This is a genomic window from Iodobacter arcticus, from assembly GCF_042664895.1.
Taxonomy (GTDB): Bacteria; Pseudomonadota; Gammaproteobacteria; order Burkholderiales; family Chitinibacteraceae; genus Iodobacter; species Iodobacter arcticus.
This window is the reverse complement of record NZ_JBHTBQ010000035.1, coordinates 166,917-189,670: the sequence shown is the minus strand read 5'-3', so window position 1 is coordinate 189,670 and position 22,754 is coordinate 166,917. Positions and strand designations below refer to the sequence as shown.

20 protein-coding genes are annotated in these 22,754 nt (G+C 48.8%); 13 read left to right on the top strand and 7 right to left on the bottom strand.

The features are described from left to right. Positions 1-6 precede the first annotated feature (6 nt). The 5 genes from ACFQNF_RS16960 to ACFQNF_RS16940 all read left to right on the top strand — a co-directional run bounded on the left by ACFQNF_RS16960 (position 7) and on the right by ACFQNF_RS16940 (position 6,303). Positions 7-1,074, top strand: a complete 1,068-nt coding sequence (locus ACFQNF_RS16960) for a DUF418 domain-containing protein (protein WP_380189098.1) — start codon at positions 7-9, stop codon at positions 1,072-1,074. A gap of 437 nt (positions 1,075-1,511) precedes the next feature. Beyond that, positions 1,512-2,471: a LacI family DNA-binding transcriptional regulator gene (locus ACFQNF_RS16955; RefSeq protein WP_380189097.1), complete on the top strand. Its 960-nt coding sequence runs from the start codon at positions 1,512-1,514 to the stop codon at positions 2,469-2,471. Between the two features lie 86 nt (positions 2,472-2,557). Continuing rightward, positions 2,558-3,988, top strand: coding sequence for a sugar MFS transporter (locus ACFQNF_RS16950; RefSeq protein WP_380189096.1), 1,431 nt, complete (start codon positions 2,558-2,560; stop codon positions 3,986-3,988). A gap of 84 nt (positions 3,989-4,072) precedes the next feature. Further along, positions 4,073-5,299, top strand: coding sequence for an AGE family epimerase/isomerase (locus ACFQNF_RS16945; RefSeq protein WP_380189095.1), 1,227 nt, complete (start codon positions 4,073-4,075; stop codon positions 5,297-5,299). 95 nt (positions 5,300-5,394) lie between these two features. Next, positions 5,395-6,303: a carbohydrate kinase family protein gene (locus ACFQNF_RS16940; protein ID WP_380189094.1), complete on the top strand. Its 909-nt coding sequence runs from the start codon at positions 5,395-5,397 to the stop codon at positions 6,301-6,303. Positions 6,304-6,448: 145 nt separating this feature from the next. Here the strand turns inward: ACFQNF_RS16940 and dapE are convergent, their stop codons facing one another. From dapE to ACFQNF_RS16920, 4 genes are all read right to left on the bottom strand, one after another. Continuing rightward, a complete protein-coding gene (gene dapE, locus ACFQNF_RS16935; protein WP_380189093.1) occupies positions 6,449-7,579 on the bottom strand; it encodes a succinyl-diaminopimelate desuccinylase in 1,131 nt (376 codons plus the stop codon). Between the two features lie 10 nt (positions 7,580-7,589). Continuing rightward, positions 7,590-7,937 carry an ArsC family reductase gene (locus tag ACFQNF_RS16930; protein WP_380189092.1) on the bottom strand — a complete coding sequence of 116 codons (348 nt, stop codon included), beginning with the start codon at positions 7,935-7,937 and terminating at the stop codon, positions 7,590-7,592. A gap of 97 nt (positions 7,938-8,034) precedes the next feature. Continuing rightward, on the bottom strand, positions 8,035-9,177 hold the full coding sequence (locus tag ACFQNF_RS16925) for a PilT/PilU family type 4a pilus ATPase (protein ID WP_380189091.1): 1,143 nt from the start codon (positions 9,175-9,177) through the stop codon (positions 8,035-8,037). A 7-nt stretch (positions 9,178-9,184) separates the two neighbouring features. Continuing rightward, positions 9,185-10,849 carry an AMP-binding protein gene (locus ACFQNF_RS16920; protein WP_380189090.1) on the bottom strand — a complete coding sequence of 555 codons (1,665 nt, stop codon included), beginning with the start codon at positions 10,847-10,849 and terminating at the stop codon, positions 9,185-9,187. A gap of 307 nt (positions 10,850-11,156) precedes the next feature. Between ACFQNF_RS16920 and rimP the strand changes: the two genes are divergently transcribed. From rimP to pnp, 7 genes are all read left to right on the top strand, one after another. Further along, entirely contained in the window at positions 11,157-11,591 is a 435-nt protein-coding gene (rimP, locus tag ACFQNF_RS16915) for a ribosome maturation factor RimP (RefSeq protein WP_046349853.1), read from the top strand. 49 nt (positions 11,592-11,640) lie between these two features. After that, entirely contained in the window at positions 11,641-13,113 is a 1,473-nt protein-coding gene (gene nusA, locus ACFQNF_RS16910; RefSeq protein WP_046349854.1) for a transcription termination factor NusA, read from the top strand. 18 nt (positions 13,114-13,131) lie between these two features. Continuing rightward, positions 13,132-15,966 carry a translation initiation factor IF-2 gene (gene infB, locus ACFQNF_RS16905; RefSeq protein ID WP_380189089.1) on the top strand — a complete coding sequence of 945 codons (2,835 nt, stop codon included), beginning with the start codon at positions 13,132-13,134 and terminating at the stop codon, positions 15,964-15,966. Between the two features lie 166 nt (positions 15,967-16,132). Then, complete coding sequence (gene rbfA / locus ACFQNF_RS16900) at positions 16,133-16,543, top strand: 30S ribosome-binding factor RbfA (RefSeq protein WP_380189142.1); 411 nt, start codon at positions 16,133-16,135, stop codon at positions 16,541-16,543. After that, positions 16,543-17,460, top strand: coding sequence for a tRNA pseudouridine(55) synthase TruB (truB, locus tag ACFQNF_RS16895; protein WP_380189088.1), 918 nt, complete (start codon positions 16,543-16,545; stop codon positions 17,458-17,460). Before rbfA ends, truB begins: the two co-directional genes overlap by 1 nt. A 120-nt stretch (positions 17,461-17,580) precedes the next feature. Next, on the top strand, positions 17,581-17,850 hold the full coding sequence (gene rpsO, locus ACFQNF_RS16890) for a 30S ribosomal protein S15 (protein ID WP_046349858.1): 270 nt from the start codon (positions 17,581-17,583) through the stop codon (positions 17,848-17,850). Positions 17,851-18,295: 445 nt separating this feature from the next. After that, entirely contained in the window at positions 18,296-20,443 is a 2,148-nt protein-coding gene (pnp, locus tag ACFQNF_RS16885; protein ID WP_380189087.1) for a polyribonucleotide nucleotidyltransferase, read from the top strand. 102 nt (positions 20,444-20,545) lie between these two features. Here the strand turns inward: pnp and ACFQNF_RS16880 are convergent, their stop codons facing one another. After that, entirely contained in the window at positions 20,546-21,187 is a 642-nt protein-coding gene (locus ACFQNF_RS16880; protein WP_380189086.1) for a nucleotide-binding protein, read from the bottom strand. Positions 21,188-21,267: 80 nt separating this feature from the next. Here ACFQNF_RS16880 and ACFQNF_RS16875 point away from each other — a divergent pair, with 80 nt between their 5' ends. Beyond that, entirely contained in the window at positions 21,268-21,708 is a 441-nt protein-coding gene (locus ACFQNF_RS16875) for a hypothetical protein (RefSeq protein ID WP_380189085.1), read from the top strand. A 139-nt stretch (positions 21,709-21,847) separates the two neighbouring features. Here ACFQNF_RS16875 and ACFQNF_RS16870 read toward each other — a convergent pair whose 3' ends face one another. After that, positions 21,848-22,261, bottom strand: coding sequence for a hypothetical protein (locus ACFQNF_RS16870; RefSeq protein ID WP_380189084.1), 414 nt, complete (start codon positions 22,259-22,261; stop codon positions 21,848-21,850). Next, entirely contained in the window at positions 22,239-22,703 is a 465-nt protein-coding gene (locus ACFQNF_RS16865) for an acyl-CoA thioesterase (RefSeq protein ID WP_380189083.1), read from the bottom strand. The genes ACFQNF_RS16870 and ACFQNF_RS16865 overlap by 23 nt, the downstream gene beginning before the upstream one ends. Between the last annotated feature and the right edge of the window lie 51 nt (positions 22,704-22,754).

Below are 22,754 nucleotides of genomic sequence, written 5' to 3'. Positions count from 1 at the left end.
TGTGAAATGAAACAACGAATCTTAGGCTTTGATTTGGCTCGTGCACTGGCTGTTTTTGGAATGGTGATTGTTAATTTTAAGATTGTGATGCATGCCAATGCTAGCGAAAACATGGCGTGGTTGAAAATAGTAAATATCATTGATGGTCGTGCTTCTGCATTATTTGTGATATTGGCAGGAGTGGGTTTGTCTTTGTTGACCCGGCAATCAAGACTATCTGGAGATTTACAGTCGTTGGCTGTAGAGCGGAAGGCATTATTTAAGCGGGCTGGATTTTTATTTGTACTGGGGCTTTTGTATATAGAGATCTGGCCTGCTGATATTTTGCATTATTATGGTATGTATATTTTAATCGGTGCTCTATGTTTGTTGCTGGCGAGCCACTATATATTAGCTTTGATAGTTTTATTGTTAATAATTTCAACACTACTATTTGTAATGTTCAATTACAACACAGCATGGAATTGGCAGACTTTGGCTTATGCTGATTTATGGAGCATTAAGGGGTTTATACGTAATTTGATATTTAATGGTTTTCATCCCATATTGCCTTGGCTAGGGTTTTTATTGTTGGGAATGGTGATCGGGCGGCAAAACTTAGGCCATGTTGCGGTGCGTGAACGCTTATTCTTATTGGGGGTCTTTGCTGCCGTGCTAGCCGAGTTGATTGTTTTACTCTTGCCCTATGCACGGCTGATGGATATGCCGCCTGCTTATGAAGTTTTTTTTAGTACCCAGCCTATGCCGCCTTTGCCTGTATATTTTATTGGGGCAGCAGGAAGTGCCACGGTGATCATTACACTCTGTGTGGCTTTGGGAGAAAAGTATGGGAAAAAAGCTTGGCTAATGCCTTTTGTTTATACCGGCCAATTGGCGCTGACTTTTTATTTGGCTCATGTCATTTTGGGAATGGGCTTGTTGGAGTCTTTGGGCTTACTAGAAAAGCAATCTTTAGCTTTTTCCGTTACAAGTGCGCTGCTGTTTTGTGCGTTTGCTGTGGTGTTTGCAAGCTATTGGCGTAAGTTTTATCGCTTAGGGCCGCTGGAAGGGCTGCTGCGAAAAGTGAGTGCTTAAAGTGCTAGGGTCTGTTGACGTTTCATTCACAATTGCGGCGGTGCTTTGATGCTTTATTTGCACTTTGCTCTTGTTGCAGAAGGAGAGAGGGATACCTCTCTCCTTTTTTTTAGGCAATCAACTTCTCTAAAGCTTTCTCATAAATAGCCGCCAGCTTGGGTAAATCTTCAACTGCTGCACGTTCATTGTTTTAGCGAGCCAGCCGTGCTGGCTTTGCAAAAAAACCGTAATCGAGTTGACGTGTCACTCCCATTGTTAATGGTTTTGGCATAATTGTGCTTAAAATTGAAAAATAGTGGAATTTTTACCTTAAGTAATTCAGTTGTGTAGTCTTTAAAATCTGACTACACTTCCGTTGTTTATTTATTTTGTTGAATAGATAAACACTGGCAATTGGCTAAACATGAAATAAGCAATGGAAATAAGGACTGGGTGCAATGCAAATAAACTTACGTGAACTTGCAAAACGAGCTGGCGTATCCGTTGGCACAGTATCGCGTGCACTTAAAGGGCAGGCGGGCGTCTCTGCAGCGCTGCGCGAAACCATTATGGCGCTAGCGATAGAGCACAATTATCAAAGCGAGCGACTACAGCATTCGCCTATTCGCCATATTTTGTTGGTGCTACACCGCCAGCACGCAACCGGCTCTGCGCGCTTATTTTACGATGCCATCATTGCTGGGGCGCATGCTGCCAGCTTAGAGCTTGGCATTCAATTGTCTACGCTGATTCCAGACCCTGCCGGCTCACTGCGTAGGCAAATTAAAACGCATGCGCCAGACGCTATTTTATGCCTTGGCTACATCGAGCCACCCATCCTGCAATTAATCCAAGGCTTGGGTAAGCCACTGGTTTTAATCGATAACGCTGTTCTCGGAATCAACGCAATTAACCCAGATAATTTAGCTGGCGCACGCTTGGCAATGCAGCATTTGCTAGTACAAGGCTATCAGCGGATTGCTTTTTTATCGGGCTCATTAGCCCATTATTCAATTCGGCAACGCGAGCGTGGTTATCGGCAAGCGCTTTTTGATGCCAATCGGCTCGCCGATCCTGCGCTGGAAGTCCTCATTCCTCCTGAATTGTCATTACAACAAGGCGCTATTGCCGCGCTGGACTCCTTACTGGCCTTACCCAAGCCGCCCGATGCCTTATTTTGCTTTAACGATATTTGTGCCGTGATCGTTAAAGAGGAGTGTTTACGTCGTGGGATCAAAATTCCAGTTGATCTGGCTTTGATTGGCTTTGACGATATTGCCATTGCGGCTCATCAAGATATCTCCACCATTGCGATCAATAAAGCAGCACTAGGGCGTTCTGCTGTTTTGGGGCTGCTATCGCCGCAGCCGAGCGAAGTGCTTCAAAGCGTTGAGCTGATTATCCGTGCGAGTAGCTAATGTGCATGTTTTGCCCCCAACGGGCCTTATTCCTCATCCGCTAGCTGAGTTGGCTCCGGCTTATCGCTTCAAATTAGGAGATTTAAATGGTCACCGCTAGTACATCAACTTTGCCTCTTGGCTGTGATGCTCCTGCCAAGGCAGGGCAGTCGTACCGTGCTTCGTTCTCTCTTATGACGGTGCTGTTTTTTATGTGGGGCTTTATGACGGTATGGAATGATCTGTTGATTCCTCGTTTTAAAAATGCCTTCACGCTAAGTTACTTTGAAGCGATGCTGGTGCAATTTGCTTTCTTTGGTGCTTATTTTGTTGGCTCACTACTGTATTACCTCGTTTCAGTTTTTTACGGTGATCCGATCAACCGAATTGGCTACAAAAATGGTGTCATTTTGGGTTTGGTGATTGCAGGTGTTGGCAGTGCGCTGTTTTATCCCGCGGCACAGATGGTGTCATATCCCTTCTTTCTTACTGCACTATTTGTGGTTGGCCTAGGCTTTGCGATGTTACAAATCACCGCCAATCCTTATGTCACTATTTTAGGGCCAGAAAAAACCGCATCTAGCCGCTTAAATCTAGCGCAGGCATTTAATTCTTTGGGAACTACGGTTGGCCCCCTCGTGGGTGGTTGGCTGATTTTTAAAGTATTTAATACGGCGGGTGCACATGGAACTGAAGCCTTCAAGATCCCTTATTTGGTGGTTGCAGTGGTGTTTTTCTCATTAGCTATTTTATTCAAATTTGCTAACTTACCGGCATTTAGTAATAAAGAGGTGCAAGGTGGCGGTGGCTTGGGGCCATTGAAGCATCCGCATACCGTGTTGGGGATGCTGGCCATCTTTATGTATGTAGGGGGTGAAGTTTCTGTGGGTAGTGTGCTGACCAGTTTTTTATCTAGCCCAGAGCAGGGTGGCTTAACTTATGAAGCAGCCAGCCCGTATCTAGCACTATTTTGGGGGGGCTTGATGATTGGCCGTTTTATGGGCGCTTTTGCCTTAAGTGATATCAGCTCATCCAAAAAATTTGCCTTTCTCGTTGCCATTCCCCTGCTTGCCTTACTGCTGATTGGTATGGTTTCAGGTTGGGATAATGCGCAGGGTTACGCAATTCCCGTTGTGCTCCTGCTGGCTGCTTTCTTATTTGGTAAATCAAAACCCAACCGCATGCTGATTATTTTTGGCAGCATAAATGTGCTGTTATTGCTGATTGCAATGACCAGTCGTGGCGCTGTAGCGCAGTGGGCCGTGCTGGGCATGGGTTTGTTCTGCTCAATCATGTGGTCGAATATTTTCTCTTTGGCTATTGATGGCCTTGGTGCCGAAAAAAGTCAGGCTTCATCCTTGTTAGTGATGGCCATTTTGGGCGGCGCACTGCTGCCTCCATTGCAAGGTTTGATTGCAGATTCAGTCGGTATTCATGCGTCGTTTACTATCCCCTTGCTGGCCTTTGCTTACATTGTGTTTTATGGGCTGTACGGCTATCGGGCAGGGCGTAATCGTAAGGCTGCGATGCCTGCATAAGCAGGACAAGATACGGTGCTGTTAATTATTTCCTTACTTTGATCCCATGTCAGGGCCACACCATGGCCCATTTAGGAGCATAAAATGATCTTGCCCGATTTTCGTAAATCCCAGACTTTACTTGATCATATTCGTCACACCATGGCGTTTTATCACCCCGCTTCAATAGATCCTAGTGGTGGGTTTTACCAGTTTTTTAAGGATGATGGCCATATCTACGACGCACGAACCCGTCACCTCGTCAGTAGTACACGCTTTGTTTTTAATAACGCTATGGCATGGCGTCAATTTAAAGACCCTGCATATTTAGATGCCACACGTCATGGGCTCGCTTTTTTACGAGAGGTGCATCGCAACCCTGTGACCGGTGGCTACGCTTGGGAATTAGACTGGCATGAAGGCCGAGCTAGCGTGAAGGATGCAACCAACCACTGCTATGGATTAGCTTTTGTTGTTCTTGCTTACGCCCAAGGCATTATGGCGGGCGTTGAAGAGGCGAAAGGCTGGTTGGATGAAACGTGGCAATTGATGGAAAAGCACTTTTGGGAGCCTCAGCATGGCTTATATGCTGATGAGGCCACGCCAGACTGGCAGCTGCTGCCTTATCGCGGCCAAAATGCCAATATGCATGCGTGTGAGGCGATGTTAACCGCCTTCGAGGCCACTCAAAATATCCGCTATCTGGATCGTGCCGAATTACTGGCGCGTAATATCACTGAGCGTCAAACCGCTCTCGCCAATAATCTAATCTGGGAGCACTACGACCGAAATTGGCAGGTGGACTGGGAATACAATAAAGATGACAAAACAAATATCTTTCGCCCTTGGGGTTATCAGCCGGGCCATTTTGCCGAATGGGCCAAGCTGCTGCTTATTTTAGAGCGGCACCGCCCAGCGCCTTGGCAATTGCCGCGCGCCGAACAGCTGTTTGCTGAAGCCATGAAACGCGCTTGGGATCATCAAAATGGTGGGCTAGTGTATGGATTTGGGCCGGTAATGGCGGCTCCAGCGGTATCGATGCCAACAGAGCTGCAAACCGAAGTTTGCGACAGTGATAAGTATTTCTGGGTGCAGGCCGAAAGTTTAGCCGCCGCAGCATTACTGGCGCAGCGCACGGGTAAGGCGAGTTATTGGGAAGATTATCAACGTATATGGGCGTATGCCTGGATCCATTTTGTGGACCATCAGCATGGTGGTTGGTGGCGTATTTTGCGGGGCGACAATAGCAAATATAGCGATGAAAAAAGCCCAGCAGGGAAGGTGGATTACCACACGATGGGTGCGTGCTACGAAGTGCTTAATGTGCTTTAAGCGGCCATTGCTTTAAAGACGCCGTGGATTGCTCTACTACGAAATCCACGGTACTTATCCAATTAAAAAGAACACGCAAATTAAATTGAGGAGTCATGATGAGCTACCCTCGCTTTGTCGCGGCCGGAGAGGCGTTGACCGACCTGATTCGAGTTGCAAATGAGCAGTGGAGTGCCAAAAATGGCGGTGCCACTTGGAATGTTGCACGGGTTATGTCGGCGCTGGGTGTAAGCAGCGCGTTTGCCGGTGCTGTGAGTCAGGATTGCTTTGGTGATGCTTTGATTGCTGCAAGTCGTCAGGCTAATTTGGATATGCGATTTATGCAGCAACAGCCCGCCTCGCCCCTTTTGGCGATGGTGCATGAAACCCATCCACCCCAGTATTTTTTTGTGGGCGACGACAGTGCTGATCTTTATTTTGACCCGCAGGCGCTCCCCGATGGTTGGCTCAGTGCAGGTGTTTGGCTGCACTTTGGTGGCATCAGCCTCGCTCGCCCGCGTTTGGCTAGCAAACTGCTGCAATTAGCTAGGCAAGCCAAGCAAGTTGGAGCCACGATTAGTTATGACCCCAATTTCCGTATTCTGATGAACGAGCAATACGACCCCGTGTTTGAAGAAATGAGTCGTTTGGCGGATGTGGTTAAGGTCTCGGATGAAGATCTCTGCGGCCTATTTCGCACTACAGATAAAACGGCAGCACTTGCACGTTTACAGGGCTGGCTGCAGCCTGAAGCATGGCTTCTTTATACCTATGGTGAAGCGGGAGCGACTTTGATTCACCAGCAGCAGCAATGGCAACAGACCCCTCCAGTGATTGAGGTGCTTGATACCGTTGGTGCGGGGGACGCCAGTGTGGGTGGGCTGGTTTATAGCTTAATGCTGCAACCTCAAGCAAGTGGCGAAACGCATTTGGCTTGGGCGATTGCAGCAGGAGCAGCAGCTTGCTTGGCGATAGGAGCGACACCACCTACGCTAGAACAAATCCAGAAGTTGCTTTGTAAGTAAGTCATTTTTGGGTTATGGGCAGTAGGCCGGAAAGGTGGGCTTACTTTAATCACTAGATTAATTTGCCCTTAAGCAGAAACAAAGCGGGGTTGCCGTAATTTATTGATTGGGCACCTCGCTTTGTTTTTGCTTGATAGCTGCCGAACTAGGCGATGAGTTTCTCTAAAGCTTTCTCATAAATGGCCGCAAGCTTGGGTAAATCTTCAACCGCCACGCATTCATTGAGCTTATGAATGGTTTTATTGATCGGGCCAAACTCAACGACTTCGGGGCAGTATTTGGCAATAAAGCGCCCGTCTGATGTGCCACCCACGGTGTTGAGAACAGGTGTTTGGCCGCAAACTTCGCTTACCGCATCGCGCATGGCGTCGATTAGCTGGCCGTGGTCGGTCAGGAAAGGCTCGCCCGAAAGCGCCCAATCAATTTCATATTCAAGCTGGTGTTTGTCCAGAATGGCGTGCACGGTGGCTTTGAGTGAATCTGCCGTGCTGGCTGTGCTAAATCTGAAATTAAATAAGGCATCTACGGTGCCGGGGATGATGTTGGTTGCGCCCGTGCCGCTATTAATATTGGATACCTGCCATGTGGTGGGCGGGAAGTATTCATTGCCGCTATCCCACACGGTGCTGGCCAGCTCTGCCAAGGCAGGAGCGAGCAGGTGGATGGGATTTTTAGCGAGGTGCGGGTAAGCAATATGGCCTTGCACGCCGTGCACAATCAAATGGCCTGATAGCGAGCCACGACGGCCATTTTTAATGGTGTCGCCAAAGACTTCGGCTGAAGTGGGTTCACCCACAATGCAGTAATCAATTTTTTCGCTACGCGCTTTGAGCGCTTCAACCACTTTAACCGTGCCGTGATGTGCCGGGCCTTCTTCGTCTGAAGTAATCAGAAAGGCGATCGAGCCTTTAGGATTTGGGTTTTTAGCTAAGAATTGCTCACAAGCGACCACAAAGGCGGCAAGGGATGCTTTCATGTCCGCTGAGCCACGGCCAAATAAATGGCCGTCTCGAATGGTGGGCTCAAAAGGATCGGAATGCCAGCGGTCCAATGGTCCTGTTGGAACCACGTCAGTATGCCCAGCAAAGACAAGCACGGGGCCGGTGTCACCGAAGCGCGCCCAGAGATTATCTACATCTTCAAAACGCATGTGTTCAATACGAAAGCCAATGGCCGAGAGCCGTGCAGCCAGCATATTTTGGCAGTTGGCATCATCAGGTGTGACGGAAGCTTGGCGTAATAATTGTTGGGTTAGTGCGAGTGTGGGGTCGTTCATTGCGGTGTCGTCAGTCTCTAAAAAGTGTTGCGTAGACTTCGGGTTTGAAGCCGACCGTGATCGTACCATTGTTGTCGAGCACTGGGCGCTTGATGATTGAGGTTTGCATTATCATTAAGGCGATTGCAGCACCTTTATTGTCGATTGAAGCCTTTGTTGCCTCGTCTAATTTGCGCCATGTCGTGCCTTGGCGGTTGAGCAGGGCTTCCCAGCCGACTTGTGCTGCCCATTGCTCTAGCAGCTCGGCGCTGATGCCTGATTTTTTATAATCATGCCATTCAAAATCGTGGCCTTGCTCGCTGAGCCATGCTTTTGCTTTTTTAACGGTGTCGCAGTTGGGAATGCCATAGAGCTTCATAGGGAATCTTTTCTGTGTTGAAGAAGGAGGGGCATTTGAAGCGGTGCGCTTAAACGAGCGGCTGATGGCCGTGCTCGTTTAAGCAGTTTGATGCGGCTTAGTGTAATGAAATATCGAATGCCATATCAGGTGCATCTGGGTCTTTCTTTTCGTCAGGCTTGCGGCTTTCAGCCTCTGTGATTGGCTGCGCATTATTGACCAGCCAAGAGAGGTTGGTCGCTGAGTCGGCGCTTTTGAGTGCTTCGTCCAGTTCAACTTCGCCATTGCGATAAAGCTTATACAGAGCTTGCTCAAAAGTTTGCGAGCCTTCAGAAAGGCTTTGCTCCATCGCTTGTTTGATGTCGCTCAGCTGACCGGCGCGAATTAATTCTGCAATACGCGGCGTATTCAGTAGCACTTCAACTGCAGCAACCAGTTTGCCTTCTTTGTTTTTGATTAAGCGCTGCGAAACAATGGCTTTTAATGAGGACGATAAATCGTAAAGCAGTGCATCGCGCGATTCTTGCGGGTAAAAGTTAACGATGCGCGAGAGCGAGTGGTAGCTGTTATTTGCATGCAGGGTAGAAATACATAAGTGCCCCGCCTGTGCGTATTGCATGGCGTGCGTCATGGTGTCGCGATCCCTGATTTCACCAATCATCAGCACATTCGGCGCTTCACGCATCGCATTTTTAAGGGCCTCGTGGTAGCTCTTGGTGTCGATGCCAATCTCACGCTGATTAACCAGCGATTTCTTGTGCTTATGCAAGAATTCGATCGGGTCTTCCATGGTTAAAATATGCCCCGCATGGTTCTCGTTGCGGTGATTCAGCATGGCGGCCATGGTGGAGGATTTACCCGAGCCTGTCGCTCCCACCACCAGAATAATGCCGTGCTTTTCCATAATGAGTTCTTTTAATACCTCGGGAACACGAAGCTCATCAAAAGAAGGGATATTGCTGCGAATATAACGCGCCACCATCGAGATTGATCCGCGTGCTTTGAAAATATTAACGCGAAAACTGCCTACCCCAACTACGGGGTAGGCAAAGTTCATTTCCAGCGTGTTTTCAAATTCGGCAATCCGCTCTGGTGTCATCAACTGATAGACCAATTGCTTGACATGCTCTGGGGCTAAAACTTGATTGTTGACCGGATAACACAGGCCATCAATTTTAATCACGATCGGTGATTGAGCAGCAAGAAAAAGATCGGAAGCATTACGCTCCGCCATCAGTTTAAAAAACGGCAACAGGTTCATGAAATGCTCATTTGTTAGGGCGCAACTCGCGTCTTAGTATTTTACCTACGTTTGACTTAGGTAGGCTGTCTCGGAATTCCACTTGTCGTGGAATTTTATAGTTGGTCAGGTTTTTACGGCAATGCGCAATCAAGTCTTCCTGAGTGAGTTTGGGGTCTTTTTTAACTACAAAAATCTTGACCGCTTCGCCTGATTTGTCGTCATCAACACCAATGCAGGCCACTTCAAGCACGCCCGGGTGGCTTGCTACTACATCTTCAATCTCGTTCGGGTAAACATTAAAACCGGATACGAGGATCATGTCTTTTTTGCGATCAACTAAGCGGAAAAACCCGCTTGGCGACATGATGGCGACGTCCCCTGTGCTGACAAAGCCGTCTTTACCTAGCACTTTGGCGGTTTCGTCAGGGCGCTGCCAATAACCTGCCATGACTTGCGGGCCATGAATAAATAGCTCACCCGCTTCGCCAGGCGGCAGGACTTTGCCTTCTTCATTACGTACTTCGCCAATCGTAGAGGACACAGGCAGGCCAATCATGCCGTTGAATTCGGGTAAATTCATCGGGTTCATCATTGCCGCTGGCGATGTTTCGGTGAGGCCATAGGCTTCAATCAGACGCACGCCTGTGGTTTTTACCCAGCGATCTGCTACTGCGTGTTGTACGGCCATGCCGCCGCCCAAGGCAAGCTTCCATTTGCTGAAATCAAGCTTGGAAAATTCAGCATTGTTGAGCAGCGCATTAAATAGCGTGTTTACGCCGGTCATGCAGGTGACCGGGTATTTGCCAATTTCTTTAATAAAGCCGGGAATATCACGCGGGTTGGTGATCAGTAAATTGGTGGCACCAATCTTGGAGAAAACCATGCAGTTGGCCGTGAGTGAAAAGATATGATAGAGCGGCAGGGCCGTGACAATCATTTCTGTCCCTTCGTTGACCACGGGGGCGATCCACGCATGGGCTTGTTGCATGTTTGCAACAATATTGCCGTGGGTGAGGATGGCTCCCTTGGCAACGCCGGTGGTTCCGCCTGTGTATTGTAAGAAAGCAATATCGCTGTGGTTTAAGTCGACGGGAGTGGCTTTATGCGTGTCGCCAGTGATCAGTGCATCATTAAAACGCACGTGTCCTGGCAAGTTAAAGGCAGGCACCATTTTTTTAATGTGCTTAACCACCGCATTTACAATTTGTCGCTTAGGGAAATTCAGCCGATCGCCAATTTCGGTCAGTAATACATGCTTAACATCCGTGCTACTGATGACTTCTTCAAGCGTGTGGGCAAAGTTGGCCAGAATGACAATGGCGATTGAGCCGGAGTCTTTTAATTGGTGGCTGAGCTCGCGCGGGGTATAGAGCGGATTAACGTTAACCACCACCATGCCTGCACGCAAAATGCCGAAAATAGCGATGGGATATTGCAATAGATTAGGCAGCATGACGGCAACACGTGAACCGCGCGGCAGTTTTAGCTCGTGTTGTAAATAGGCGGCAAAGGCGGAGGATTGTTGATCCAGCTCGCTGTAGCTGATTGATTTTCCCATGTTTAGGAAAGCGGGTCGTTCTCCGAATCGCGCTACAGAGCGGGCGAGTACCGCAGGTATTGCGGCAAATTCATTGATATCAATTTCTCGGGGAACGCCCAGTTGATAGCTTGCCCACCATGCTTGTTCCATCTATCTTTCCTCGGTTTGTATTACATGTAAATTTCACTACTCTAGTGTGCAAGTGTCAAACTCACAAGTATCTATGTTCCCTGTTTCGTCAAACGATAGTTTCTGTTACAATCCCGCCTTCTTCGGTTAAAAGGCCGAAGAAGTGGTAAAGAAATGGGCGCAGTTTTGCAGCCCATTTTTTGTTTGTGGCGATCCTGTATCGTGTTTGGAATGCTTGCTCGCGGTATTGCAGCGGCATTCGCTGTTTGAGTTGCCGCGCTTATTATATAGCGCATGCGGCTCAGTCAGATAAGTGGCAAAGGAATGTATGGCAGCAAATATGCAGGACGTGCTGGAAACCACCCTGCCAGGTCTCGGGTATGAACTCGTTGATTTGGAGCTTGCGCGAAATGGGTTGGTTCGGGTCTTTATTGATAAGGAAGGCGGCATTAATGTGACTGACTGCGTAACCGTAAGTCACCATCTTGAGCGGCTTTTTATTGTTGAAGGCGTGAATTACGAGCGTTTGGAGGTTTCATCTCCCGGGCTGGATCGTCCCATTGTAAAGGCGGCTGATTTTGTTCGCTTTGCCGGGCAGGTCGTGAAAGTAAAGTTGCGCTTACCGTTGCCGGATAAACGTAAGAAGCTCGTCGGTGTACTGATTGGGCTGGAAAATGATGTGGTGCGCGTAGAAGTCGATGGACAAGAGCTATCCCTGCCGCAATCACAAATCGACAAGGTGCGGCTAGAGCCGCAGTTTTAAGAACTAATCAGCCTAGAATGTTCGGGTTGTTTGCCGGAGGGGTAGTGAGATGAGCCGGGAAATTCTGTTGCTGGTCGACGCGCTGGCGCGTGAAAAGAACGTAGAAAAAGATGTCGTGTTTGGTGCCTTAGAAATGGCACTGGCTTCGGCGACCAAAAAACGCTACGAGGAAGACGTGGATATCCAAGTGGATATCGACCGTGATAGCGGTGATTATCGTAGTTTCCGCTGCTGGACCGTGGTTGAAGATAATGACCACGAAGAGCCTTCCCGTCAGATCGCCATGACTGATGTGCCGGATTACGATCCAGAGCTGAAAGTGGGCGAAACGTGGATGGTTGAGCTTGAGGCGATTGAATTTGGTCGCATCGGAGCACAAACCGCCAAGCAAGTGATTTTGCAAAAAATCCGTGATGCAGAGCGCGAACAAAATCTGAATGATTTTCTGCAACGCAGTGAGTTTATTGTTTCAGGCAATATCAAGCGTATTGAGCGTGGCAGTGCCATTCTTGAGCTGGGTAAGCTGGAAGCCGTATTGCCGCGTGACCAAATGATCCCTAAGGAAAACTTGCGCGTAGGAGATCGTGTTAAAGCGTTCTTGTTACGAGTAGACCGCTTGGGTCGTGGTCCGCAGCTGGTGCTGTCGCGTATTTCCAGCGATTTCATGACCAAGCTCTTCGAAATGGAAGTGCCTGAGATTGAAAATCAGCTGATCGAAATCAAGGCTGTCGCTCGTGATCCGGGAGCACGTGCCAAGGTGGCGGTAAAATCGAACGACGCGCGTGTTGATCCTCAGGGGACTTGTATTGGCGTGCGTGGTACGCGTGTTAATGCAGTGACCAATGAGCTGGCAGGCGAGCGTGTTGATATTGTGTTGTGGTCGCAAGATCCGGCGCAATTTGTGATTAACGCCCTGTCTCCGGCTGAAGTGAACTCCATCATGCTTGATGAAGAAACACACAGCATGGATGTGGTGGTTGATGAAGACAACCTAGCCATGGCGATTGGCCGTGGTGGTCAAAACGTGAAATTGGCAGCCGAGCTTACCGGTTGGAAAATCAATATCATGACCGTTGATCAAGCACAGCAAAAACATCAGGAAGAGTTCGCCAATGTGCGTCAGCTCTTTATTGATGTGCTGGGGGTTGACGAAGAAGTGGCGGACGTTCTTGTAGAAGAAGGGTTCTCCACGCTGGAAGAAGTGGCTTATGTGCCGATTGCTGAAATGCTGGAAATTGAGGCCTTCGATGAAGACGCCGTCAATGAGCTGCGTACTCGCGCCCGTGATGCTTTGCTAACGCAAGCCATTGCTCGTGAAGAAAAGCTTGAGCATCAAGCAGAAGACCTTAAAAGCCTTCAGGGGATGACACCAGAACTTGCTGCCTTACTGGCTGATAAAGAGGTTCATACCCGAGACGAACTCGCCGAACTAGCCGTCGACGAGCTGATAGAAATGACCGGAATTGATGAAGAAGCTGCTAAGCAACTGATCATGAAGGCGCGCGAGCACTGGTTCGCCTAACGCTCGGGAGAGAAATGCATGAGTGAACTCAATGTCAACCAATTTGCGGTAGAGCTAAAGATGCCACCGCAAGAGCTGCTGGAACAATTCCGCGCAGCAGGTGTGAATAAATCGAGTGAAGTAGATGTAGTTACCGCGACTGATAAAGCGTGCCTGCTCGATCACCTGAAAAAGAAGCACGGTAGCGATGGTGATAAAAAAATCGTTGTGAACCGTAAGCAAAACACTGAAATCCGTAAAACAGATTCAACAGGTAAAGCGAAGTCGATTCCGGTAGAAGTGCGTAAAAAGCGTGTGGTTGAAGTGTCTGCTGTGGCAGAAGCTGTAGCGCCACGTGCTGCTGAGCCTGTCGTTGCGGCAGCTGCTTCTGCGCAAGTAATTGATGAGGCGGAACGCACTTCTCGCGAAGCGCAAGCGCGTCGCCAGAATGAGTTGTTTGCTCGTCAAGCCGCAGAAATGCGTGCTAAGCAAGGTGGTAAAGCGCCAGCTGAAGCGGTCGCTCCTGCGGCGGTTGCTCCTGTTGCGTCAGTAGTGGTTGCAGCTCCTGCGCCGACACCGGCTCCAGTTGTTGCACCTGTTGTGGCGCCTGTTGCAGCAAAATCAGCGCCTGCTGCGGCGAAGCCGGCTCAGCCTGCACCTGCACCGGCTGCTACGCCAGCTTCGGTGGCTCCTGCAGTGACTCGTCCTTCGCCGGGCGCTTCACAAGCCAGCCATCCAGATCGTCCACGTGTGGGTATGCGTGTTGAATTGCGTAAACCACGCAATGAGCCAATGAAGGCGCCAGAGCCAGTTGCACCGGCTCCGGTGGCCGCGCCTGCGCCAGCACCGGCTCCAGTTGCAGCCCCTGCACCTGCAAGTCGCCCAAAACCAGCGGCTACACCAAGCACTGCTTCTCCTGCGGCAAAACCTGGCGATAAAAAGCCAGCAGCAGCACCGGGTAAGAAAGAGCCTTGGAGCGATGGTCGTGGCAAGAAAGGTATTCGTAGTCGTGGTGGCGATGCCGGTAATGATTGGAAGAGCAAGAAGGGTGGCAAGGGCCGTCAGGCTGCAGCTAATCCGGATAACGCACACGGCTTCCAAGCCCCTACTGACAAAGTAGTGCACGAAGTGATGGTTCCAGAAACAATTTCTGTAACTGATCTTGCGCACAAAATGGCCGTGAAGGGTGTTGAAGTCGTCAAGGCCCTGATGAAGATGGGCATGATGGTGACCATCAACCAAGTGTTGGACCAAGAAACCGCGATGATTATCGTCGAGGATATGGGCCATACCCCAATGGCGGCTAAGCTGGATGATCCGGAAATCTATCTGGGTGAAGGCGAAGTTGCAGTTGAGCACGTGTTATTGCCACGCGCACCGGTTGTAACCGTCATGGGTCACGTTGACCACGGTAAAACATCGTTGCTGGATTACATCCGTACCGCCAAAGTGGCGTCGGGTGAAGCGGGTGGTATTACTCAGCATATCGGCGCGTACCATGTACAAACCGAAAAAGGCATGATTACCTTCCTTGATACTCCGGGTCACGAAGCGTTTACCGCGATGCGTGCTCGTGGTGCCAAGCTGACCGATATCGTGGTCTTGGTGGTTGCTGCAGACGATGGCGTGATGCCACAAACCATCGAAGCGATCGCTCATGCGAAAGCCGCCGGTGTGCCGATTGTGGTTGCCGTAAATAAGATTGATAAGCCTGAAGCAAATCCAGAGCGCATCCGTCAAGAACTGGTTACGCATGAAGTTGTGCCAGAAGATTGGGGTGGTGACGCGATGTTTGTGGATGTCTCGGCCAAGAAAGGCTTGGGTATCGATGAATTGCTGACAGCGATCTTGCTGCAAGCCGAAGTACTTGAGCTGACTGCCGCGACCGATGCGCCAGCGAAAGGGATTATCATTGAAGCCCGTCTGGACAAGGGTCGTGGTCCGGTTGCTTCGATGCTGATTCAATCAGGTACATTGCGCAAAGGTGACGTGATTCTTGCTGGTCAGGTATCGGGCCGCGTTCGTGCGATTATCGACGAGCATGGTAAGTCAATCAATGAAGCGGGTCCTTCAATTCCGGTTGAAATTCTGGGTCTGTCCGAAGTGCCGGCCGCTGGTGAAGATGCCATGGTCTTGTCTGATGAGAAGAAAGCGCGTGAAATTGCGTTGTTCCGTCAAGGTAAGTTCCGTGACGTGAAACTGGCTCGTCAACAAGCATCCAAGCTAGAAAACATGATGGCGCAAATGACAGAAGGCGAAGTTCGCAATCTGCCAATCATCATCAAGGCCGACGTACAAGGTTCTGCCGAAGCGTTGTCACAAAGCTTGCAAAAACTGTCTACCGACGAAGTACGCGTGCAAATTCTGCACAGTGCCGTGGGTGGTATCAGTGAATCTGATATCAACTTGGCGCTGGCGTCGAAAGCCGTGGTGGTGGGGTTCAACTCCCGTGCAGATGCAGCGGCGCGTAAGCTTGCCGAAGCCGAAGGCGTGGATATCCGTTACTACAACATCATTTACGATGTAGTAGATGACGTGAAACTGGCCCTGTCAGGCATGCTGGCTCCGGAAAAACGTGAACAAATCATTGGTATGGTTGAGATCCGTCAGGTCTTTACTGTTTCCAAGGTGGGCACGATTGCAGGTTGCTTGGTGATGGAAGGCTTGATCCGCAGTCATGCGGGTGTTCGCTTGCTGCGTAATAACGTGGTTGTTCACCAAGGTACGCTCGATAGCTTGAAGCGCTACAAAGACGATGCCAAGGAAGTGAAGGCTGGCTTTGAATGTGGTCTAAGCTTGAAGAACTACAATGACTTGCAACTGGGCGACCAGTTGGAAATCTTCGAAATTATCGAAGTTGCTCGCTCCCTCTAAAATGCATGCCATTTTTTCTGCTTAAGAAAAAATGGCTGCACACAGAAAGTGAGTTGAATACGGCAAAGGCGGGCAACCGCCTTTCGCCTTTTTAAAGTAGCTATAAGTGTTTGCGCCAAAGGCCCTAGAGCAAGCGCAAAGCTTTGGCTGGACTCTAGAGGCATATATGGCCAAGCAATTTACTCGTGCCGATCGTGTGGCACAACAAATTCAACGTGATTTAGCCACCGTGATTCGTGCGGAGCTGGATCATCCACAAGCATCCTTAATTACGATTACTGACGTAGAAGTTACGCGTGATTACTCACATGCCAATGTTTTTTATACTTTCCTCGGAACAGAAGAGCAGGGTAAAGACATTGCATCTTTGATCGAGCGCGCTAAGGGCTTTTTACGCAGCCAGCTGGCGCGTGGTATTTCTTTATACAAAATGCCAGAATTGCATTTTGAATACGATCATTCGGTTGAGCACGGTATGAATTTATCCCGCTTGATCGATCAAGCCACTAGCTTGCCAAAAGCGCCTGAAGACGATGAGTTGGGCGCTGATGATGAAAAATCAGCTGGCAAGGAATAATGGCTAAACGAAAGATTGACGGCGTTTTGTTGCTGGATAAGCCTTTTGGCATCTCCAGCAATAACGCCCTACAAAAAGCTCGCTGGTTGCTGCAAGCAGAAAAAGGCGGCCACACGGGAGTGTTAGATCCATTTGCAACCGGTTTGCTGCCTTTATGTTTTGGTGAAGCCACTAAATTTGCCCAGCGTATGTTGGAGGCAGATAAAGGCTACCGTGCAACCATCAAGCTGGGTGAAGTCTCAACCACGCTCGATGGCGAGGGTGAAATCACTAAGAGTGGTGATGCGCCGAGCGATGAAGCTTTGATTCGCGCAGCAGTTAACACGTTTGTCGGGCTGATTACTCAGACCCCGCCGATGTATTCCGCGCTTAAAGTTCAAGGCAAGGCCTTGTACGAATACGCTCGTGAAGGCGTGGTGCTTGAGCGCCAGGCGCGACAAATCACTATCTACAGCATCGAGATTATTTCGATTGAAGGTGATGTGTTAGTGATTGATGTTAGCTGCTCCAAAGGCACGTATATTCGAGTGCTGGCGGAAGATATTGGTAAGGCTCTGGGGTGTGGGGCTTACTTAACGGGCTTGCGTCGCACGAGAACGGCTGGTTTCTTGTTAGAAAGTTCGGTTAATTTAGACGATTACAATCATGTGCCGGCCGAAGAGCGTGATGGCTATTTATTGCCCGCCGATTGCCTCTTGCTTGATTTGCCTGCCTTGTTTTTTGATGCGGCAGAGTTCGAAAAAATACGTCATGGCATGACCGTGGAACGCTCTGGATTACTGCCTAGCGAGTATCGTCTTTACGCCGAGGGTGAAACTAGGGATAATGCACGGTTCATCGGTTTGGGCGAAGTGGCCGCTGCGGCTGAGAATCCGCATGCATGGCTGCGGCCTAAACGACTTCTGTCTGGTTTGTAAAAATCAGGTGGATTAAAGGGAGCTTAATTGGGTTTTGCATTCGTCAGAATGAAAGGCTCGGTTTGGCTTGACGGCTCTTTATAATGTGTAAAGAAGCCTTATCTCACTGGAGCAGTAAGCATGTCCGTAACAGTTACTCAAAAAGCAGATATCGTTAAGAAGTTCCAACGCGCTGAAGGCGATACTGGTAGTCCTGAAGTTCAAGTTGCATTGTTGACAGCACGTATCAATGACTTGACACCTCACTTTAAAGCCAACAAGAAAGATCACCATTCACGTCGTGGTTTGCTCAAGATGGTTAGCACACGTCGTCGCCTGTTAGATTACTTCAAGCGTGTTAACTCTGAAGGTTACCGCGCCCTGATCGCTGAACTCGGTCTGCGTAAGTAATAAGAAAAGTCGTAGTCGCAAGACTGCGGCTTTTTTGCTTTAAATAGGCAGTTACAAAACGTAGCAGAGCCCGAAAACAAGGCAAAAAACGGCGAAAAACCGCAATTTACAAGTAGTAAATGAGGATTTTGAGCCGTTTTTTCGACGCGTAGCTAGTGCAGAGCTAGCAGTAATCGGGGTTCGTAATCGTTTTGCAATGACCTTTGTATTCTTTAGAAAAGCGCCACGGACTTCCTTGTCACTATTACGCAAGAAACCGTGGCACTTTTTTAAGCAAGAACCTTCAAACCTGTCAAACAGCGGTTTCGGCGGCGGGTTGAAGAAGTCTCGGTGTGTATTTACTGAGCCTATTGGTTGTGCCGAAGCCGGCAGCAGTTCAGTCAAGCTGCAGCGGAAACCGATCACGCCTTGGACTGGAGGCGTTAGTGTGAAAAAAGGAAAGTCAGTGTTCAATAAAATTGTGAAATCATTCCAGTACGGTAAGCATAATGTCACCATGGAAACGGGTGAAATTGCCCGTCAGGCGAGTGGTGCCGTTCTGATTAATATGGACGATACCGTTGTTCTCGTGACGGTTGTAGCCGCGCGTGACGTTAAGCTAGGTCAGGATTTCTTTCCGCTGACCGTTGATTACCAAGAGCGTACTTACGCTGCTGGTCGTATCCCAGGTGGTTTCTTTAAACGTGAAGGCCGTCCTTCCGAAAAAGAAATTTTAACTTGCCGCCTGATTGATCGTCCGATTCGTCCCCTGTTCCCTGAAGGTTTTTACAACGACATCCAGATTATTGCGACAGTGATGTCGGTTAATCCTGAAGTCGATCCAGACATCGTTGCGATGCTGGGTGCTTCTGCTGCCTTGTCGATCTCTGGTGTGCCTTTTGATGGCCCGATCGGCGCTGCACGCGTTGCTTATATCAATGGTGAATACGTACTTTGCCCAACCTTGTCTGAGGTGAAAGCCAGCCAAATGGATCTGGTGGTTGCGGGTACTTCACAAGCTGTACTGATGGTTGAATCTGAAGCAGACGAATTGTCTGAATCCATCATGCTGGGCGCGGTTGTGTTTGGTCACGAGCAAATGCAAGTGGCAATTAATGCAATCAATGAGCTGGCTGATGAAGCAAACCCGGAATTGTTTGCATGGGATGCACCTGTTGCCAATGAAGCGCTGGTTGCACAAGTTCGCGCAGTAGCGGCTGCTGGCTTGTCAGAAGCATTCAAATTGCGTCAAAAGCAATTACGTACCATCAAGATCAATGAAACTTGGGCTTTGGTTAAAGCTGCGCTGATTACGGATGAAACCGGTACTCTGGCGGCCAACGAAATCAAAGGTATCTTTAAAGGTCTGGAAGCTGAAATCGTTCGCGGTCAGATTCTGGATGGCTACCCACGTATTGATGGCCGTGATACACGCACGGTTCGCCCTATCACTATCCGTTCAGGCGTGTTGCCACGCACGCACGGCTCGGTGCTGTTTACTCGCGGTGAAACACAAGCGATCGCAGTGGCGACCTTGGGTACTAAGCTTGACGAGCAAAAAATTGATGCATTGGCCGGTGCTTACACAGATCGCTTTATGCTGCATTACAACTTCCCTCCGTACTCGACCGGTGAAACAGGTCGTGTAGGTACACCGAAGCGTCGTGAAATTGGTCACGGTCGTTTGGCTAAGCGTGCGCTGGCTGCAATGCTGCCTTCGGTTGAAGACTTTGGTTACTCGATGCGCGTTGTTTCGGAAATCACCGAATCAAACGGTTCAAGCTCGATGGCTTCAGTTTGTGGCGGGTGTCTGGCCTTGATGGATGCGGGCGTTCCGATGAAAAACCACGTGGCGGGTATCGCCATGGGCTTGATCAAAGAAGGCAATCGCTTTGCAGTATTGTCCGATATCCTAGGTGATGAAGATCATTTAGGCGATATGGACTTTAAAGTAGCAGGTACTGAAAACGGTATCACCGCACTGCAAATGGACATCAAGATCAACGGTATCACTAAAGAAATCATGAAAGTGGCTCTGGATCAGGCACAAGAAGGCCGTGCGCATATCCTTGCCATCATGAAAGGCACAATGGAAGGCGCGCGCACTGAAGTGAGCGAGCATGCCCCACGCCTTTACACCATGAAAATCAATCCGGAAAAAATCCGTGATGTGATTGGTAAAGGTGGTTCGGTGATTCGTGCGCTGACTGAAGAAACCGGCACACAGATTGATATCCAGGAAGATGGCACGATCACCATCGCTTCGGTCTCGGCTGAAGGTGCGGATGAAGCTAAGCGTCGCATTGCAGATATCACGGCTGAAGTTGAAATCGGCAAGATCTACGAAGGTCCGGTTGTTAAGATTCTGGACAACAACGTAGGCGCGATTGTATCGATTATGCCGGGCAAAGATGGTTTGGTTCATATCAGCCAGATTGCTAACGAGCGCATCAAGAACGTGGGCGACTACCTGAAAGAAGGCCAGATTGTTCGCGTTAAAGTGATCGAGCAAGACGAGCGTGGCCGTATCCGTTTGTCGATTAAAGCGGTAACAAATGAAGAGTCACCAGTGGCTGCAGAAGCTGCTGTTGCACCGGTTGAAGCCGCAGAGTAATGACTGCGCTTTAGCGAATAAAAATGCCGACCTGAATGGGTCGGCATTTTTTTGTCTGCTAAAAAGGCAAAGGCTTAGGCGCACTGCTTTATATGGCAAAGCTTAGCGCAATTGGCGTTTGTTGCTCACCAGCCAGTCCAGCAGAGGCTGCCACTGCACACGGTCTTGCTTGGTGCGAGATGCAGGCAAATCGAATAATGTCAGGCCTCGCTGTATGCTTTGTACATAAAGCTGGGTTTCCCGAATGCAAGTCAGTAAGGGCAGATCAAATTGCTTTAGAAAATCAGTAAGCTGCTGGGCGGATTGGGTGCGTGGATTAACACGCATTCCCACCACGGCCACCGATATTTCTTCTTGGCGAATGGCTTTAACTTCAGCAAGCTCCTCAAAAAATGCCGCGCTGGCCCACATATCGAAGGCAGAGGGTAGAACGGGGACCACCACATGATCAACCCGCATCAGTGCTTGTTTTAAGCGCTTGCCGTGTAAGCCTGCAGGGGAATCCAGCACGGCAATGCCCGTGCCCTTGGGCGGCCTTGCTTTTTGCTCTTCATCTAAATCCCAGCCACGAATCTGCGGAGATTCGCTGGGGCGTAATGACAGCCAGTGACGGCTGGATTGCTGACTATCAATATCACCCAGCATCACGGCTTCTTCTTGCCATGCAAACCATGCTGCCAAATGAGTTGAGAGGGTGGATTTTCCACTTCCACCTTTGGGATTTGCAATAAGTATGCTGCGCATAATGGCCTGAGAAGTGAATCGTGCGGTTTATATCATTTATATAGTTTATACTGTTTTTACCTTATATGGGAGAGCGTGTTATGGCCTCAAGTAAAGCTAAAGAAATCACAGAAGAAGTTGTTGTTGAGGAAAAGAAACCTGCCGTAAGAAATACGGCAGCAAGCCGACGTAGAGCAGCAAAGCCTGCGCCTATCCTAGAGCTCTCTGTACAAGCTGTTGCCGAATTGCCTGAGGTGATCGTTGCAGATGAGGTGATTCAGGTGGTGGGAAAAAAAGCAAAAGTAGCTAAACCAAAAAAACCTAAGTTGGTTCGTGATAGTTTTACGATTCCAGAGCTGGAATATATTCAGCTGGCTGCATTAAAACAACGTTGCTTGGATGCAGGTCTGGCCGTTAAAAAAAGTGAGCTATTAAGGGCAGGTTTGCAGGCCTTGGTGGCGATGCCGAGCGATGCTTTAATTAAACAGTTTGATTCGCTTGAAAAGCTAAAAACCGGACGCCCATCTGCCCGTGCTGAATAGAAATTTTATTTGCATGGATGTGGTACGGAATGAAGAGCCGTCTTAAAAAGACAAAGCCTGAAGAAGTGAAGGCTTCTTCAGGCTGTTTTCTTGTTGTCTTTATCCGGGAAGTAAGCGATAAAGATTTTGAGGTGTAAGCTTATGATTCAAATGCAGATTGCAGTGCATCGAGGGTAAGGTGCCAGTGGTTGAGCATATGGCCAAATACAGCCAGCTCAGCATCATTGATGATTTGATCCGATTTGGATAAATCAAGCGCCATAGCGGCAACATGCAGACGTTTTTTTGGGTCGCTCACACTATCTAGAATAAGATCAATTCGCTCGCGATTAATAAGGCTGATTTGGCCATTTTCATCGGCTTCGTCAGAAATATCATTACAATAATCTTGTAAAACTTGAATAAACCCTTTGCGGCTAATGCCGATGGCTTCATAAACATGCAAATGTTCTAATTCTTCTAGCTCTTCAGGATTGAAGTTGCCATCGCAAACCATCTGCATGACTAAAATGCGTGCCATTGCTTCAGGGCTATTGTTTGCGTATTTTTTCATTTTTATTCCTTAATGCTTGGAGCGCTTGTTCAAATGAAGCAGGCGCAGGGGCTCGTTTGTGTGTGGTGTGGTAATCAAAAAAAACAATAGATGTTTTTGCGACTGCAATTTCCATTTGATCAATGACCCGATCTACCCGGTAATACAAATCAAAACCAATTCGGCTTAGCTGATCTATCACCAGTGTGATATTAAGCTGATCGCCTAAAAATGCTTCATGCCGGAATTGAATCTCTGCATCAGCCAATATAATGCCAGAGGTCGTGGCATTACCCAATTCTGTGTGGTTTAAATGTGCTAAAAAACGGACTCTGGCCTCGTGCAGCATACCAAGTAATGCTTGATTTGCAAGATGATTGCCATAGTTTAGATCAGTAATGCGCACATCGAGCTGCGTGATGAAATCTGTACCGGCAGGAAATGCGAGTTTAAGTCTGGGCATTATTGAATCGGCGGTTAAACATATGCTAACGAGTGTATGCTGAAGCTTTAT

What these genes read in the sequence shown, in the direction of transcription:
- ACFQNF_RS16960 (WP_380189098.1), top strand. Translation starts at nt 7, where the DNA reads ATGAAACAACGAATCTTAGGCTTTGATTTGGCTCGTGCACTGGCTGTT.
- ACFQNF_RS16955 (WP_380189097.1), top strand. Translation starts at nt 1,512, where the DNA reads ATGCAAATAAACTTACGTGAACTTGCAAAACGAGCTGGCGTATCCGTT.
- ACFQNF_RS16950 (WP_380189096.1), top strand. Translation starts at nt 2,558, where the DNA reads ATGGTCACCGCTAGTACATCAACTTTGCCTCTTGGCTGTGATGCTCCT.
- ACFQNF_RS16945 (WP_380189095.1), top strand. Translation starts at nt 4,073, where the DNA reads ATGATCTTGCCCGATTTTCGTAAATCCCAGACTTTACTTGATCATATT.
- ACFQNF_RS16940 (WP_380189094.1), top strand. Translation starts at nt 5,395, where the DNA reads ATGATGAGCTACCCTCGCTTTGTCGCGGCCGGAGAGGCGTTGACCGAC.
- dapE (WP_380189093.1), bottom strand. Translation starts at nt 7,579, where the DNA reads ATGAACGACCCCACACTCGCACTAACCCAACAATTATTACGCCAAGCT.
- ACFQNF_RS16930 (WP_380189092.1), bottom strand. Translation starts at nt 7,937, where the DNA reads ATGAAGCTCTATGGCATTCCCAACTGCGACACCGTTAAAAAAGCAAAA.
- ACFQNF_RS16925 (WP_380189091.1), bottom strand. Translation starts at nt 9,177, where the DNA reads ATGAACCTGTTGCCGTTTTTTAAACTGATGGCGGAGCGTAATGCTTCC.
- ACFQNF_RS16920 (WP_380189090.1), bottom strand. Translation starts at nt 10,849, where the DNA reads ATGGAACAAGCATGGTGGGCAAGCTATCAACTGGGCGTTCCCCGAGAA.
- rimP (WP_046349853.1), top strand. Translation starts at nt 11,157, where the DNA reads ATGGCAGCAAATATGCAGGACGTGCTGGAAACCACCCTGCCAGGTCTC.
- nusA (WP_046349854.1), top strand. Translation starts at nt 11,641, where the DNA reads ATGAGCCGGGAAATTCTGTTGCTGGTCGACGCGCTGGCGCGTGAAAAG.
- infB (WP_380189089.1), top strand. Translation starts at nt 13,132, where the DNA reads ATGAGTGAACTCAATGTCAACCAATTTGCGGTAGAGCTAAAGATGCCA.
- rbfA (WP_380189142.1), top strand. Translation starts at nt 16,133, where the DNA reads ATGGCCAAGCAATTTACTCGTGCCGATCGTGTGGCACAACAAATTCAA.
- truB (WP_380189088.1), top strand. Translation starts at nt 16,543, where the DNA reads ATGGCTAAACGAAAGATTGACGGCGTTTTGTTGCTGGATAAGCCTTTT.
- rpsO (WP_046349858.1), top strand. Translation starts at nt 17,581, where the DNA reads ATGTCCGTAACAGTTACTCAAAAAGCAGATATCGTTAAGAAGTTCCAA.
- ACFQNF_RS16880 (WP_380189086.1), bottom strand. Translation starts at nt 21,187, where the DNA reads ATGCGCAGCATACTTATTGCAAATCCCAAAGGTGGAAGTGGAAAATCC.
- ACFQNF_RS16875 (WP_380189085.1), top strand. Translation starts at nt 21,268, where the DNA reads ATGGCCTCAAGTAAAGCTAAAGAAATCACAGAAGAAGTTGTTGTTGAG.
- ACFQNF_RS16870 (WP_380189084.1), bottom strand. Translation starts at nt 22,261, where the DNA reads ATGAAAAAATACGCAAACAATAGCCCTGAAGCAATGGCACGCATTTTA.
- ACFQNF_RS16865 (WP_380189083.1), bottom strand. Translation starts at nt 22,703, where the DNA reads ATGCCCAGACTTAAACTCGCATTTCCTGCCGGTACAGATTTCATCACG.